Annotated in this window: 7 protein-coding genes; all 7 read right to left on the reverse strand. The window is 73.6% G+C overall.

Annotated features, from left to right (window positions below):
- Positions 1-52 precede the first annotated feature (52 nt).
- A complete protein-coding gene (locus ACFW9Z_RS35875) occupies positions 53-268 on the reverse strand; it encodes an MbtH family protein (RefSeq protein ID WP_384647883.1) in 216 nt (71 codons plus the stop codon).
- Complete coding sequence (locus ACFW9Z_RS35880; RefSeq protein WP_384647885.1) at positions 265-7,473, reverse strand: amino acid adenylation domain-containing protein; 7,209 nt, start codon at positions 7,471-7,473, stop codon at positions 265-267. Before ACFW9Z_RS35880 ends, ACFW9Z_RS35875 begins: the two co-directional genes overlap by 4 nt.
- A gap of 169 nt (positions 7,474-7,642) precedes the next feature.
- On the reverse strand, positions 7,643-11,431 hold the full coding sequence (locus ACFW9Z_RS35885) for a condensation domain-containing protein (RefSeq protein WP_384647887.1): 3,789 nt from the start codon (positions 11,429-11,431) through the stop codon (positions 7,643-7,645).
- A 77-nt stretch (positions 11,432-11,508) separates the two neighbouring features.
- Complete coding sequence (locus tag ACFW9Z_RS35890) at positions 11,509-13,449, reverse strand: amino acid adenylation domain-containing protein (RefSeq protein ID WP_384647889.1); 1,941 nt, start codon at positions 13,447-13,449, stop codon at positions 11,509-11,511.
- Between the two features lie 8 nt (positions 13,450-13,457).
- On the reverse strand, positions 13,458-14,489 hold the full coding sequence (locus tag ACFW9Z_RS35895) for a TauD/TfdA family dioxygenase (RefSeq protein WP_384647891.1): 1,032 nt from the start codon (positions 14,487-14,489) through the stop codon (positions 13,458-13,460).
- Positions 14,490-14,555: 66 nt separating this feature from the next.
- Positions 14,556-15,341, reverse strand: a complete 786-nt coding sequence (locus ACFW9Z_RS35900) for a thioesterase II family protein (protein WP_384647893.1) — start codon at positions 15,339-15,341, stop codon at positions 14,556-14,558.
- A partial coding sequence (locus ACFW9Z_RS35905) for a phosphopantetheine-binding protein (protein ID WP_384647895.1) occupies positions 15,338-15,925 on the reverse strand: 588 nt, incomplete at its 5' end. The genes ACFW9Z_RS35900 and ACFW9Z_RS35905, both read right to left, overlap by 4 nt.

Here is a 15,925-nt window from a genome sequence, read left to right on the forward strand (position 1 = left end):
GGGGGGGTTGGGGGGGCCCACGGCCCTTCTTTCTTCGCTTTTTCCGCGTGCTTCAGGAGTACTGGGCGACCAGGCTCCGCGGGCGGATGTCGGTCCAGTTCGCGGTGACGTACTCCAGGGCGTCCGCGCGGCTGCCGGCTCCCCAGACACTGCTCCAGCCTGCGGGGATGGCGGCGAAGTCGGGCCACAGCGCGTGCTGGCCCTCGTCGTTCACGACGACGTGGAAGATGCCCTCGGTGTCGTCGAAGGGGTTGACGGTGTCGCTCATGACTGGCTCCTCAATTCGTTTATCTGCAGGGCGGAGAGCTTCTCGGAAATTATTCTTCCGATGTGTGAAAGGGGCTCTTGCTCGGCCATCCGAAGGTGGCCGGATTCCACGGTGTGGTTCTCGACGATTCCTTCCAGGAAAGGAATCCAGGTGGCGGCGAGGGAACCCTCCGCCTCCCCTGTTCTGCGGGCGGTGAAGAATACGGCTCCGGTGTCGGCCACGCCCGGAACGTGCCGGGCCATGAGAGCGGCGTGCGTCTCGGAGGCGCCGATCACGCCCCGGATCTCGGCGGAGCTGAACCCGCCGAGAACAGGGTCCTCGCGGCGGATGCGCTCCACCTCGGCCGCGAGGTCTCCGGCCGTCGTGTCCCTGGCCGTTGTGTCCCTGGCCGCGACGGTTCCGGTCGCCGCGAGGTCTCCGGCCGTCTCCGGGGCGGTCTCCGGCGGCGGCAGTACGGACACACTGCCGGGCCCCGTCTGGTGCACGTCCATCAGCGCGAGGAGCTCGACCCGCTCCCCGGCCTCGCGGAGCCGGACCGCCATCGTGTGGGCGACGATCCCGCCGAAGGACCAGCCGAGCAGCCGGTAGGGGCCCCAGGGCTGGACCTGCCGGACGCGCTCCAGATAGTCGTCGGCCATCTCCTCCACGCTGCCCGGCCGGTACCCCGGCTCGCTCAGCGCCCGCGCCTGGAGGGCGTACAGCGGCTGGTCGTCGCCGAGGTGCCCGGCGAGGCCGGCGTAGGCCCAGCCGACGCCGGTACCCGGGTGCACGCAGAACAGTGGGCGGCGGGTGCCATGGGTGCTCAGCGGCAGCAGGACGCCCATGGCACCGGCCGCCCCCTCGTCGGAGGAGCCGAGCAGCCCTGCGGGGGTGGGGGAGCGGAACAGGTCGCGTACGGTCCGCTCGACGCCCAGGACGGAGCGGACGCGGCTGACCAGGCGGATGCCGAGCAGCGAATGCCCGCCCAGCGTGAAGAAGTTGTCGTCGATACCGACCCGGGGCACGCCGAGGATCTCGGCGAACAGCCCGCACAACACCTCCTCGCGGGCGTTACGGGGCCGCCTCCCCCCGCCGCCGCCCGCCGCCCCGGCGTCCCGGCGCGGGGCGGGCAGCGCCGCGCGGTCCGGCTTGCCGTTGACGGTCAGCGGCAGCGCGTCGAGGAGAACGACCGCTGAAGGCACGAGGTGTTCGGGCAGCTCGGCGCGGGCCGTGGTCAGCAACTGCGCCTCGGTGACGCTCTCGTCGGCGCGCGGCACGACGTAGCAGACCAGGCTCTTCTGCCCCGGCGTGTCCTCCCGGACCAGCGCGAGGACCTGTCCGGCCGCCGGGTGTGCCGACAGCGCCTGTTCGACCTCGCCCGGCTCGATCCGTACGCCGCGCAGCTTGACCTGGCCGTCCGTGCGCCCGAGGAAGCGCAGCTCACCGGCTGCCGTCCACACCACACGGTCGCCCGTCCGGTACATGCGGCTGCCGTCCGCCTCGAATGGGTCGGGGAGGAACCGCTGCGCGGTCAGGTCCGGCCGGCCCAGGTAGCCGCGCGCCACATGGGAACCGGCGATGTACAGCTCCCCGGGCACCCCCGGCGGCACGGGCCGCAGGGCACCGTCGAGGACATGGCTGCGGGTGTTGTCCATCGGGTGCCCGAGGTGCACCCCGGACGTCCCGAGCGAGCGCCTGCCGGTCGTGAACCACTGGTTGTGGGAGGCGAAGGTGGTCTCCGTCGGCCCGTACGAGTGGACCAGTACGGTGTCGGGGCAGTGCTCCAGGACCCGCTGGACGGCCCGGGGGGAGGCGGTGTCCCCGCCGGTCCACACCTCGCGCAGCAGCCCCAGCGTGTCCAGGCCCTCGTCCGCCATGACATGGAAGAGGCCCATGGTGAAGTAGGCGGCGGTGACGCCGTGTTCGCGTACGGTACGTTCGGTCTCGGCCAGGTCCGTACCGTCGCCGCGCATGATCACCAGGCTGCCGCCGGTCAGCAGCGGCACCCAGATCTCGAAGACCGAGGCGTCGAACCCGGTCGCCGAGTGCACCAGCATCCGGTGCGGACCCCCGGCGGTGATGTCACGGTCGGCCGCGAGCGCCGCCACGTTCCGGTGCGTGACGCCCACCCCCTTGGGGCGGCCCGTGGACCCGGACGTGAACATCACGTACATCAGATCGTCCTCGGAGACCTCGGAGACCTCGGTGGCCTCGGGCGTGGGCGTTTCCGCCTCCCCGGGAGCCTCGTTGCCGACGGTCAGCACCGGCAGGTCCGTACCCTCCAACTCCGGTACGGAGAAGGCTCCTTCCCCGTCCATGACCACCAGGCCGGCCCCCGCGTCCGCCAGCATCAGCCCGATCCGGGCCGACGGCAGCCGCGGGTCCAACGGCAGATACGCGGCACCGCACTTCAGGGCGGCGAGCGCCGACACGACCAGCGTCACCCCGCGCTCCAGCAGGACGCCCACGGTGTCGCCCCGGCCCACCCCCGCCGCCCGGAGCCGTGCGGCCAGCACCTCGGCACGGGCGTCGAGCTCCCCGTACCCGACGGTCTCCTCATCGGTGATCAGCGCCGGGGCTGCCGGGTTGGCAGCAGCCTGACGACCAATCAACTCATGGACTGTTCCCGGGTTCTGCGTCGCCGTAGCAGTGTCGTTGTACTCGTCGATGAGCCGGAACCGGTCGGCCGGGGTGAGCAGGTCGATCCTCCCGATCCGGGTCGCCGGGGCCGTGGCGGCGGTCCGCAGCACCTGCTCGATATGGCGGGCGAGCAGCGCGGCGGTCGGGGCGTCGAAGAGATCGGTGGCGTACTCCAGGCCGCCCCTCAGACCGGCGCGCTCCCCGTCGCCGTCCTGCCGCTCCCACACGGCGAAGGTCAGGTCGAACTTGGTCGACAGTCCCTCACCCGTGCCCGGTTCGGCCGGCCGGAAGAAGGCGTCGGCGCCGGAAGCGTCGCGGGTGTAGTCGTGGTGGAGCTGCACGACCGTCTGGGTCAGCGGGTGGTGGGCGGTGCTGCGGGCCGGGTTGAGGTGTTCGACCAGGCGGTCGAAGGGGAGTTCCTGGTGCGCGTAGGCGGCCAGATCGGTCTCCCGGACCCGGGCGAGGAGTTCTTCGAAGGTGGGGTCGCCGGAGGTGTCGGTGCGCAGCACCAGGGTGTTGACGAAGAAGCCGACCAGATCGCTCAGCGCCTCGTCGTCCCGTCCGGCGGTCATGGTCGCCAGCGGCAGGTCGGTGCCCGCCCCGTGCCGGGTGAGTACGGCGGCCAGCGCCGCCTGGAGGACCATGAACAGCGTGGTGCCGCTGCGCCGGGCCAGCGCCTCCAGCGCCTCGTGGGTCGCGGCGTCGACGGTGACGGGGGCGTGTCCGCCCCGGTGGGAGGGGTCGGCGGGGCGGGGGCGGGCGGCGGGGAGTTCGAGCACCGGGGGAGCGCCGGCGAGGGCCTTCTCCCAGAACGCCAGGTGCGCCCGGGCCGCCGGGCCGGTGCTCAACTCCCTTTGCCAGAGGGTGTAGTCGGCGTACTGGACCGGCAGCGGCTGCCACTCGGGCGCGCGGCCCCCGGACCGGGCGGCGCAGGCGTGGGCCAGGTCGGCGAGGAGCGGCCCGGTGGACCAGCCGTCCGCCGCGATGTGGTGCACGAGCAGGACGAGGACCTGCCCGCCGCCATGGTCGGGTGCCAGCAGCGTGGCCCGCAGGGGGATCTCCTCGGCCAGGTCGAAGACGTAGCCGGTGGCCGCGGCGACGGCGGCGGCGAGCGCCCCGGCCGGGACGGTACGGACGTCGAGGACGGGCCGGGCCGTCGCCAGGATGTCCTGGTGGGGCTCGCCGTCCACGGCCCGGTAGCGGGTACGGAGTGCTTCGTGGCGGTCCGCGAGGTCGGCCAGCGCCTCGGCCAGGACGTCTGCGTCCAGCGGTGCGGCCGGGCGGACGACCAGAGGGATGTTGTAGGTTGCGCTGGGCCCTTCGAAGGCGTCCACGAACCAGAGTCGGCGCTGCGCGTAGGAGAGCGGGACGCGCTCGGGCCGGACCGCGTACGGGGCGAGCTTCGCGGTCTGCTCTCCTGTGCCCGTCGGGGCGGTGTCCGCGATACGGCGGGCCAGGGCCGAGGGGGTGGACGCGAGCAGCAGGTCGCGGACGGTGACGCCGGCGCCGAGCCGGGCCCGTATCCGGTTGGCGAGGCGCACCCCGCTCATCGAGTGGCCGCCGATGGTGAAGAAGCCCTCGTGTGGTCCGACCCGGTCCAGTCCGAGGACTTCGGCGAACATCTCGCACAGGGTGTCGACGTGTTCGGCGGGCGGCGCGTCGGCGGCCAGGGCGGCGGCCCGGACCGTGGCGGCGGCCGCCTCGGCGGCGCGGGCGTCGGCCCGCTCGCGGCGTACGTCCAGGGCCCGGCGGTCGTCGAGGGCGACCAGCGAGGCGTCCGCTACCCGCTCGGCGGGCCGGTCGGCGGCGGTGCGCAGGGCGCGTTCCAGCGCGGCCAGCAGGATGCCCGCCGTCTCCCGGTCGAGGACGTCGTACGCGTACTCCATACCGAGCCGCAGTCCGGCGGGCGCCCCGGTGGCGTCCCGGTGCTCCACGCACGAGGCCGTCAGGTCGAACTTGGTGGTGGCCGGGCCGGCTTCGGCGAAACGGCCGTCGATCGGGCCGAAGCGGAAGGTGGTGTCGTCGGGGCCCGCCGTCGTGAGGGTCAGCATCACCTGGAACAGCGGATGGACGCCCGGCGAGCGCGGCGGGTTGAGGTGCTCGACGACCAGGTCGAAGGGGATGCCCTGGTGGGCGAAGGCGGCCAGGTCGGTGTCGCGGACCCGGTCCAGCAGGTCGGCGAAGGCCGGGGCGCCGGAGGTGTCGGTGGGCAGGGCGAGCGTGTTGACGAAGAAGCCCACCAGCGCGTCCAGCGCCTCGTCGTCACGTCCGGCCACGGGTGTGCCGAGGGCGACCCGTTCCCCCGAGCCCGCCGCGCGCAGGGCCAGCCCCAGCGCGGCCTGGAGCACCATCAGAAGGCTGGCGTCGTGGTCGGCGGCCAGCCGGACCAACTGCGCGTGGACATCGGCTTCGAGGGTGACGTCCACCAGGCCACCCCGGTGGCTCGGCACGGCGGGACGCGGCCGGTCGAGCGGCAGAGCGGTCACGGCGGGCAGCCCGGCCAGGGCCTCGCGCCAGTGGTCCAGCCCCCGGGAGACGGCGGAGTGCGGGTCGTCGGCCCCGCCGAGGAGTTCGTTCTGCCAGAGGGTGTAGTCGGCGTACTGGACCGGCAGCGGCTCCTGGTCCGGGGCGGCGCCCTCGGTCCGGGCGCGGTAGGCGTGGGCCAGGTCGGTCAGCAGCGGGGTGAGCGACCAGCCGTCGCCCGCGACATGGTGGAGCAGGACGGCCAGGGTCGCGCCGGGACCGTCCTCGGGGAGGAACAGGGCGACCCGCAGCGGGAGTTCGCGCGAGAGGTCGAAGGTCTCGGAGGTGAACAGGGCGACCTGGCCGGCGAGTTCGTGGGCCGGGCACCGGACGGTGCGCGGCCGGATCGCGGACGGGGCCAGCACATGCTGGTACGGCTCGTCCTCGGGAGCGAGGAACACCGTACGCAACGCCTCGTGCCGGTCGGCCAGATCACTTACGGCGGCGGCCAGCGCGGCGGGGTCGGGCGCGGTGTCCAGGTTCAGGACGATCGGCAGGTTGTACGCGGAGGAGGGGCCGTCGAGCTCGTTGACCAGCCACAGCCGGCGCTGGGCGTGGGAGAGCGGCACCCGGTCCTCGGCGGGCAGCGGCTCCTCGTCGACGACCGGCAGCCGGGGGTCGGTGGTGCGCAGCGCCTTGCGGTTGATCTTCCCCGAACTCGTACGGGGCAGCGCGACGACGACGCTGACGGCGGCCGGGACCGCCGCGGCGGGCATGCGCTCACGCACCCAGGAACGCAGCTCATCGGCTCCGGTGCCGCCCTCGGTGACCACGAACGCGACGAGCCGCTTCACCCCGTCGCCGTCCTGCTGGGCGACGACGGCGGCCTCCCGGACCTTCGGATGGCCGGCCAGGACGGAGTCGACGGCGGCCGGGTCGATGCGCTGGCCGCCGATCTTCACCTCGTCGTCGGCCCGCCCGTGGTAGACGATCTGCCGGTCCTCCGAGACGGTGACCAGATCGCCGGTGCGGTAGGCGCGTTCGCCGTCCAGCTCGGTGAAGCGGCGGGCGTTGAGCTCGGGGCGGCCGAGGTAACCCCGCGTCAGACCACCGCCCAGCAACAGCAGTTCGCCGTCCACGACGGCGGCCCGGACGCCGGGCAGCGGGCGGCCGATGGGGACGGGCCCCTCCCCGTGCCGGGTGAGGTCGGCGACGGTGGCCACCACGGTGGTCTCGGTGGGGCCGTAGGCGTTGAGCAGCCGGACCCGCTCCCCGGTCAGGGCGCGCCACTGGGCGACCCGTTCGGGCAGGGCAGCCTCCCCGTAGATGATCACGGTGCGCAGGCACGGGGGGAGGTGCGCCGAGCCGGTCGACAGGACGTAGACGAGCTCGTGCCAGTAGGCGGCGGGCAGGTCGAGCACGGTGATGCCGTGGCGGGCGCACCCGGCCAGCAGCTCCCCGACGTCGAGCATGTCCTCGGTGCGCAGCACGAGGGTGCCGCCCGCGCCGAGGGTGGCGAAGACCTCCTGGACGCTGGCGTCGAAGTGCAGCGGGCTGAACTGGAGGACCCGGTCCTCGGCGCCGATGCCGTAGACGGGGATGGCGCCGGCGATGAAGTGCGCGAGGGAGTCGTGGGCGACGACGACACCGTTGGGCGTGCCGGTCGATCCGGAGGTGTAGATGACGTACGCGGCGTCCTCGTCGCTGCCCAGGCCGGCCAGGACGACCTCGCCGAGCCGGGCGACCTCCGCCGGGGCTGGCGCCGCCTCCCCGCAACTGTCCTGCAGGATGGCCGCGTTACGGGCGTCGGGGGCCTGCACGTCGAGCGGGAGGTAGGCGGCGCCGGTGCTGAGCACGGCGAGCAGGCCGACGATCGCGTCGACCCCGCGCGGCCGGTGCAGGGCGACGAGGCGGCCGGGGCCCGCACCGGCCCCGGCGAGCTCCCGGGCCCGGTCGCCGACCGCGTCGGCCAGCTCGGCGTAGGTGAGCCGCTCGTCACCGTGGACGAGGGCGCGGGCGTCGGGGCGGACGCGCACCTGGTGGGCGATGAGGTCCAGCACCGGCGGGGCGGGGGAGGGAGGGGGTCCGCCGTCGAGCAGGTCTTCCGTTCTGATGGGGGCCATGCTGCATTCCTCCGGTAAAGGGCCGAGAGACCGGGGCGAACGGTTCCTCTCGCCTCCGTGCCCTTCACGCTAGGGGCGGCGGGCCCCGGGACGGGGCAGTACGCGGGGCAGCTCCGGGCGGCAGTAAGCCACCCGGAGCTGCCGGTCGTGGTTCCCCCTCCTGGTGCGCTCAGCTCCGGTTCCGGGTGCCCGCCCGGGTACGGCGCCGCAGCGCGGGGGACGGGCCGCGCCCGGGAGGCGCCGGGGCGTCCGTGTCCCCCGTGGCGAGCCGCCGGGCCAGGGAGGTCACCGTCGGATTGCGGAACACGTCCCGCAGGGTGAGGTCCTGGCCGAACTCGGCGCGGATGCGGTTGAGCAGCCGTACCGCCAGCAGGGAGTGGCCGCCCGACTTGAAGAAGTTGTCCGTACGCCCGATGGCGCGGCCGTCGAGCACCTCACGGAAGACACCCAGCAGGCGTTCCTCCCAGTCGGCCGGCACGGCAGCGGCCGGGGTCTCCTCCTCGGGCACCTCGACGGTGTCCTCGCCCGGCTCCGGAAGCCGCGCCACCTTGATCACGCGGGCGGGGGCCAGATACTCGGGCAGCCGCTCGGAGGCCCAGCCGCGCAGCTCGGCCTCACCGGTGCCGGGCGCGCCGACCACGTACGCGACCAGCCGGTCGTCCCGGACGGCGACGGCCGCGCCGGACACGGCGGGGTGCCCGGACAGCACCTCCTCGACCCGGCCCGGCTCCACCGGATAGCCGCCCACCGTCTGCGTGGCGACCGGGTGCAGCGTGCCGTCGGCGCCGGGGTAGGCCCGCCGCCCGGTGGCGCGCGGCGCCTCGCCGGGGGTGAGCGCGTGCACCTCGCCGGGCACCCGCACCGGCACCGGCAGCCCCCGCCCGTCGAGGACCGCCTCCCGGTCGACGGGGGCCGCCGGACCGTACCGCGGCCCGGACAGCGGCGCCTCCGGGTCCGCGGCGAACGCGTCGAGGGTCTCGGCCAGCCGCCGGGCCAGCAACCGGGCGGTGTCCTCGTCGTAGAGCGCGGTGGCGTATTCGAGGACGCCTTGCAGACCGGCCGGACCGCCGCCCGGCTCCGCCCGTTCGGTCAGCGCGAAGGTGAGGTCGGACTTGGCCCCGGTACTGCGGAAGAGGAGCGGATCGCCGTCCAACGCGGAGGGCGCCCCGGGCGCGGTCCCGGCCGCGTGCACCTGCACCATCACCTGGACCAGCGGAGCGTGGGCGGCGGAGCGGTGCGGGCTCAGGTGCTCGACGAGCCGGTCGAAGGGCAGGTCCTGGTGGCTGTAGGCGGCGAGCCCCACGTCCCGCACCCGGCGCAGCAGGTCGGTGAAGGCGGGGTCCCCGGAGGTGTCGGTGCGCAGGACCAGCGTATTGACGAAGAACCCGACGAGCGGGTGCAGCGCGTCGTCGGCACGGCCCGCCACGGTGGTGCCCAGCGCCACATCGGTGCCCGCGCCGTGCCGGGTGAGCAGCGAGGCGAGGGCGGCCTGCACCACCATGAAGAGGGTCGCCCCATTGCGGCGGGCGACGCGCAGCAGCCCCCGGTGGGTCTCGGCCCCCACCTCGAACCCGGTGAGCGCGCCGACCCCGTCGCTCTCCGCCGGCCGGGGCCGGTCGGTGGGCAGCGCGAGCAGCGGCCCCATCCCGTCCAAGGCCGTCCGCCAGTAGGCGAGTTGATCACCGGCAACCCCGTGCTCGCCGTCGAGGAGCTCGTGCTGCCAGAGGGTGTAGTCGGTGTACTGGACCGGCAGCGGCCCCAGTTCGGGCTCGCGCCCCTCCACGCGGGCCCGGTAGGCGGTGTCCAGGTCGGCGAGGAGGCAGCCGGTGGACCAGCCGTCCCCGGCGATGTGGTGCACCAGCACCACCATCACCTGGCCCCCGTCCGCCTCCTCCAACAGCCAGGCGCGGAAAGGGATTTCGGCGCCGATGTCGAAGACGTACCCGGCGGCGGCGTCCACGGTCGCCCGCAGCCCCTCCGGCCCGTCCGTCCTCACGGTCTCCAGTACGGGCCGGACGTCCTCCAGCACCTCCTGGTACGGCTCACCGTCGGCCGACCGGTACACCGTGCGCAACACCTCGTGCCGTACGGCGACATCGGCCAGCGCGGCGGCGAACGCGCCCGGCTCCACCCGCCGCCGCAGCCGGGTCACCACCGGAATGTTGTACGTGGCGCTCGGCCCCTCCAACTGGCCGACGAACCACAGGCGTTGCTGGGCGGCGGACAACGGGGTCCGCGCGGGCCGCAGCGCCTTCGGCACGGGCCGCAGAGCAGGCCGTACGGAATCGTCACGGTCCTCGCCGAGGCGCCGCAGCAACTGCCCGGGCGTGGGGGCGAGGAACACGTCACGGATGGAGGCGGGCAGACCGAGCGTGGTCCGGACGCGGTTGCTGAGCTTCCCGGCCAGCAGGGAGTGCCCGCCCAGCTTGAAGAAGTTGTCCGTGGGCAGTACCTCGTCCCGGCCCAGCACCTCCGCGAACAGCCCGCGCAGGATCTCCTCACGGGGATCGGCGGCGGGACGCGGTCCGGACCGCTCGCCGTCCCGCGACGCGCCGGAGGTGGCGGCGCGCCGCTGTTCGGCCCGGGTCAGGGCCTGGTGACGGCGGTCGAGATCCTGCTGCTCGCCCCCGGTGAGCAGGTCGATCCGGCGGAGAGGGGTGTCGCCGGGCTGCTCGGCGAGGGCCGTCAACGCTCGTTGGAACAAGGCCAGCAGCAGGTGTGCGGTGCTCTCGTCGTACAGGTCGGTCGCGTACTGGAGTCCGAGCCGCACTCCGTCGGGGTCGCCGTCGGGCCGGTGCGTCTCAGCGCAGTGGAAGCTGAGGTCGAACTTGGCGGTCGCCAGGTCGGCCCCGTCGAGGGAGGCGGGTATACCGCCGATGGAGACAGTGGTGTCCTGCGCGGTCTGCGCGGTCAGCATCACCTGGAAGAAGGGGTGACGGCCGAGGGAGCGCTCCGGGTTGAGGTGCTCCACCAGCAGGTCGAAGGGCAGGTCCTCATGGGCGTAGGCGGCCAGGTCCGTGTCGCGGACCTGGTCCAGCAGCCCGCCGAGATCGAGATCCCCGGAGAGATCGGCGCGCAGCGCGAGGGAGTTCACGAAGAACCCGACGAGCTCGTGCAGATCCTCCTCGGGGCGCCCGGCGACCGGCGTGCCCACCACCACGTCCGGCCCGGCCCCCGCCGCCCGCAGCGCCAGGGAGAGCGCGGCCCGGGCCGCCATGAAGAACGTCGCCCGGCGCGACCGGGTCAGCCGGAGCAGCGCCCGGTGGGCCTCGGCGTCGAGGAAAGCGGTGACGGTGGCCCCCCGGTGGGAGGGCTCCGCCGGACGGGGCCGATCGGCGGGCAGCCGGGTCACGGCCGGTACGCCGTCCAGGGCCGCGCGCCAGTGGGCCAGCTGCTCATGGGCCGTGCTCTGCGGGTCCTCGGGATCACCGAGCATGTCCCGTTGCCACAGCGCGTAGTCCGCGTACTGGACGGGCAGCGGCTCCCGGTCGGGGGCGCGGCCCTCGACGCGGGCCCGGTAGGCGGCGTCGAGGTCGGCCAGCAGGCAGCCGACGGACCAGCCGTCGGTGGCGATGTGATGGATCAGCAGGACAAGGACGTCCTGCCCCTCAGGGCCGGTGAACAGCCGTGCCTGCAAGGGGAGTTCACGCGTGATGTCGACGGGCGTACGCGCATACGCGGTGACGGCGGCGGCCATGTCACCACCAGCGCACTCCTGCACCTCGAACCGTACGTCGGGGTCGCCGACGATGTGCTGGTACGGCTCGGCGTCCTTGGCCGGGTAGACCGTGCGGAGCACCTCGTGCCGCTCCACCACGTCCCGCACCGCCGCCGCGAGGGCGCCCCGGTCGGGGGCGCCGTCGAAGCGGAGCACGACGGGTGCGTTGTAGGCCGGGGACGAGCCCTCCAGCCGGTTCATGAACCACAGCCGGCGCTGGGCGTAGGAGAGGGGGATCACGGTTGCTGCTCCTCGTGGGTGACGGGGGCGGGCGGGGTACGGGCGGAGAGCGGAACCTGCTGATGCGCGGGCGGAGTTCAGGCATCCCGGGCGGCCATGAGCTCACCGATGTGAGCGGCGAGGTCACGGAGTCTGGGGTGCGCGTACACGGCCTTCACGGGCAGGGCCAGGGCGAGTTCGGCCCGTACGCGGGAGACCAGCTTGATGGCGAGCAGCGAATGGCCGCCCAGCTTGAAGAAGTTGTCGTCGGGCCCGATCGACGGGCGCCCGAGGACCTGCGCCCAGACCCGGGCGATCAGCTCCTCCGCCTGGCCCTCCAAGGCGGTCCCGTCGTCCTGGACCGCGTCGGTCCCGGTCTCCGCCGGGGCGGCGGGGAGCTCGGTGGGCAGCGCGGACCGGTCCAGCTTGCCGCTGGGCGTCGTCGCGAAGCGGTCCACGGCGACGAACGCCGAGGGAACCATGTACGAGGGCATCGTGGCGCCCAGCGCGGTACGCAGCAACTCGGCATCGCCGCCTCGGTGGTAGGCGATCAGGGAGGCGGTGCCGCCCGCGTCCGCACCGAGGATCACGGCGGCCTCGGCCACCCCGTCCACCCGGGTCAGCGCGGCCTCGATCTCCGCCAACTCGATACGGTGGCCACGCAGTTTGACCTGGCCGTCGGCGCGGCCCAGATAGGCGAGCCGGCCGTCCGGCAGCAGCCGGCAGCGGTCGCCCGTACGGTACATCCGCTCACCCGGCCCCCCGGACAGGTCGGCCACGAACCGCTCCGCGCTCAGCCCGGGACGGCCCCGGTAACCGCGCCCCACACGCGGGCCCGCCAGATACAGCTCACCTGCCTCCCCGGGGCCGACGGGCGCGAGCCGCTCGTCCAGCAGGAGAGCCCGCAGCCCCGGCAGGACCGTGCCGATGTGCGCCTGGCCGGGCCGGTCGATCCACCCGGCGGTGGCGTCCACGGTGCACTCGGTCGGCCCGTACACATTGAGCGCGCGCAGCAGGCCGGAACCGTGGGCGGCCGCCAGCCGGTCCCACAGGGCCGGGCCGATCGGCTCCCCGCCGACCAGCAGGGTCAGCGGCCGGGGACCGCCGTCTCCGGTGAGCAGGTCGAGCAGCGGATCGGCGTGCGAGGGCGTGATGTCGAGGTCGGTGAGGGCCTGCGCGTCGACGAAGGCGGCGAGCAGCGAGGGGTCCCGGCGGGTCTCCTCATCGATCATCACGAGGGTGTCGCCGCGGCAGAGCCGTATCCACTGCTGCACCGAGGCGTCGAACGACGGTGAGGCGTTCCAGCCGACCCGGCGGCCCTCACCGACGGCGGCACCCACCCCCTCCAGCTCCCTCAGCAGCAGGGAGGCGGCGCCCCGGCCGATCTCCACCCCCTTGGGCCGCCCGGTGGAACCGGAGGTGTAGATGACGTAGGCGAGGGTCCCGGCGGAGACCGGCTTCGGCGCGAAGTCGACGGGGGAGCCCGCCTGTTGTATGGACAACGCGGTCAGATCGGCCAGGGTGAGGACCGGCGCGGCGGCCGGCCCCTGCGACGCGGAGGCGCTGTCCGGCTGGGACGGGGAGGCGTTGCCCGGGACGACCGCGAGGTCGGCGCCGGAGTCCTCGACGAGGTAGCGGCGCCGCTCCTCGGGCAGGGCCGGGTCGACCGGCAGATAGGCGGCCCCGGCGGTGAGGGCCCCGATGATCGCGACGGCCAGGTCGGCCCCGCGCGGCAGGCAGAGCGCCACCAGGCTCTCCCGGCCGAGCCCCTTGGCGGCCAGACCGGCCGCGAACGCGGCGGCCTCGGTGCGCAGTTCGGCGAAAGTGAGCTCCCGGTCCCCGCCGACGACGGCGGTGCGGCCATCGGGGATGGTGGCGAGCCGGGCCATCAGGTCGGCCGACCCGGTACCGGCCGTGCAGTCGCCGCAGGAGCAGGCGTCCGGGTGGCCGGCCAAGGCGGAGCGGGTGCTGTCGTCCGCGCTGCCGGTGTGCGGCGGGAGGAGCAGATCTGCGGTGCGCTCGGGAAGGACAGTGGTCATGGCGGGGTTCACTCTCCGTACGGGGCGGTGGAGGGGGCGGTGCTCGGGGAGCAGTCGGCCAGCGGAACGGGCTCACCCATGGCGACGAGGATCTTGCGGGCTCCGGTGTAGGACTCCCGGCCGTGCGCGGAGAGGATGTTGTCGACCAGCATCACGTCACCGCGCTGCCAGGTCTCCCGTACGGTGACGGCCTGGTACACCTCGTTGATGGTGTCCACCTCCGCGTCGGTGAGGGAAGTGCCGTCGCCCAGGTAGGTGTTGAACGGCAGCCCGTCCTCGCCGAAGGTCTCGACGAGCACGTCGCGGACGTCCTCGTCCAGGGTGCGGGCGTTCCAGAAGGCGAAGTGGTTGAACCAGGAGCGCTCACCGGTCACCGGGTGGGTGATGATCGCGGAGCGGAGCTGACGGGTGCGCAGGGTGTCCTCGTCGAGCCACTCGTAGCCGATGGAGTTGGCGTCGCAGTACTCCTCGGCCCCCTTCGGCTCCTCGGACGAGAAGGCCTTGCGCCACGGCATGCCCGCCAGGTCGGAGTAGTTGCGCTCCAGCAGCCAGCCCGCCTTCGCGAACCGGGCCGCCAGCTCCGGCGGCAGCAGGGCGAGCGCCTTGCGCATGTCGCCCACGGTGGTGGCGCCGCCGGTCTCGGGCGCGATGACGCAGCCGAAGAGGAGGACACCGGGGAAGTCCAGGGTGTAGCTGTTCTCGTTGTGCAGCCGGATGGGCTGGACGGCCGGGAGGTCGGTGGAGGAGAACACGCCCTCGCCGAAGTCGGTGCGCGGGGTGGCCTTCTCCTTGTAACCTGCCCGCTCGGCGATGAGGGCGTCACGCGCCTCGGCGAAGGTCGCCGCGTCCTCGACCGGCAGGCCGCGCAGCAGGACCGCCCCGGAACGGTGCAACTCGGCCTGGATGGCGGGCCGGTGGGCGGTGAGCCAGGCGGTGGCCTCCGCCATGCCGGTGAAGTCCGGGGTGTGGACGACCACCGGCTTTCCGGGCTCCCGGATCGGGGTGATGGCGGTGGCGGTGGGCTGGGACAGTGTGGTCATGGGAGTTCCTCGTCCTTCGCTGAGATGCGCTGGGAGTTCACGGGGTTGAACCGAGGGGCCTGGGAGTCAGCCGGCCGTGGCCGGTGCGTCGCTCAGGGCGTCGAGCACCGGGTTGAGCCGGGCGAAGAACCCCGGCAGGTCCTGCTGGAAGTAGAAGTGGTCGCCCGGGAGCACCTCGGGCACGATGTCGCCCCCGCCGACCAGGGACCAGCTGCCGAGCATCCCGGTCGGTACGATCGGGTCGGCGTCGCCGCCGAACACGGCGACCGGGCAGTCGAGCCGGACATCGGGGACGGTGCACCGGTAGGCGTCGTCGATGGCGAAGTCGGCCCGGATGGACGGCAGGACGATCTCGCGCAGCTCCGGCTCGTCGAGGATGCCGTCGTCGGTGCCCCCGCGCTCCTTGATGGCGGCCACCAGCTGGTCGTCGTCGAGCAGCTCCGGATGGACCGGGCACTGGTTGGGCAGTACCGGCGCCCGGCAGGCGGAGGCGATCAGGCCCCGGGGGGTGCGGCCCGCCGCCTGGAGGGCACGGGTCACCTCGAAGGCGACCAGGGACCCCATGCTGTGGCCCAGGACCACCAGATCCCCGGTGTCCGCGGGCAGCGAGTCGATCACCGGCAGCGCCAGGTCGTCGACCGACTCGGGCAGGTCCTCGCTGTAGCGGGCGCCCCGGCCGGGGTACTGGCCGATCAGCAGCCGTACATCCGCAGGCAGGTGCTCGCGCCAGACGCCGTACGCGTGGGCGTTGCCCCCGGCGTGCGGCAGCACCAGCAGCGACAGGCGGTGCGGGGCCTCGCCCGGCAGGTCCCAGACGACGTCGTCTGCGGCGGGCGGCGGGGAGTTGGTCATGAGCTGATCCGTTCTGTCCGGGTACGGCGGCGGAGGGCGGGCCGGGCCTTCGGGGCGGGCGCGGCCTGGAGGGAGACGATGTGCTCGGCGAGCCGGGCGGGGGTGGGGCGCTGGAACAGGTCGCGCACGGTCAGCCGGACGCCCAGCGAACCGGCGATGTGGTTGGTGAGACGGGCGCCGAGCAGCGAATGCCCGCCCAGGGTGAAGAAGTCGTCGTCGATCGTGAGGGCCGCGCTCGTGCCGAGGGTCTTGGCGAACAGGGCGACCAGGGTCTCTTCGAGCGGGGTGCGCGGCGGGCGCCCGTCCGAGACGACGGTGGCCTGCGGTGCGGGCAGGGCGCGTTTGTCGATCTTCCCGTTGGGTGTGAGGGGCAGCCGGTCGAGAGGCATCAGATAGGTCGGTACGAGGTGTTCGGGGAGCCGGTCCGCCAGGTGGCGGCGTACCTCGTCCACGGTGAGCCGGTCGGAGTCGGTGACGAAGTAGGCGGCGAGTTGTTCGTGGTGGGTGGTGATGGTGGTTTGGGTGATGTGGGGGTGGGTGAGGAGGGTGGTTTCGATTTCGGTGGGTTCGATGCGGAAGCCGCG

It is taken from the genome of Streptomyces sp. NPDC059452, from assembly GCF_042750035.1.
GTDB lineage: Bacteria > Actinomycetota > Actinomycetes > Streptomycetales > Streptomycetaceae > Streptomyces.

Bases quoted from the DNA above. Each gene is read 5' to 3' on its own strand.
- ACFW9Z_RS35875 (WP_384647883.1), bottom strand. From the start codon at position 268: ATGAGCGACACCGTCAACCCCTTCGACGACACCGAGGGCATCTTCCAC.
- ACFW9Z_RS35880 (WP_384647885.1), bottom strand. From the start codon at position 7,473: ATGGCCCCCATCAGAACGGAAGACCTGCTCGACGGCGGACCCCCTCCC.
- ACFW9Z_RS35890 (WP_384647889.1), bottom strand. From the start codon at position 13,449: ATGACCACTGTCCTTCCCGAGCGCACCGCAGATCTGCTCCTCCCGCCG.
- ACFW9Z_RS35895 (WP_384647891.1), bottom strand. From the start codon at position 14,489: ATGACCACACTGTCCCAGCCCACCGCCACCGCCATCACCCCGATCCGG.
- ACFW9Z_RS35900 (WP_384647893.1), bottom strand. From the start codon at position 15,341: ATGACCAACTCCCCGCCGCCCGCCGCAGACGACGTCGTCTGGGACCTG.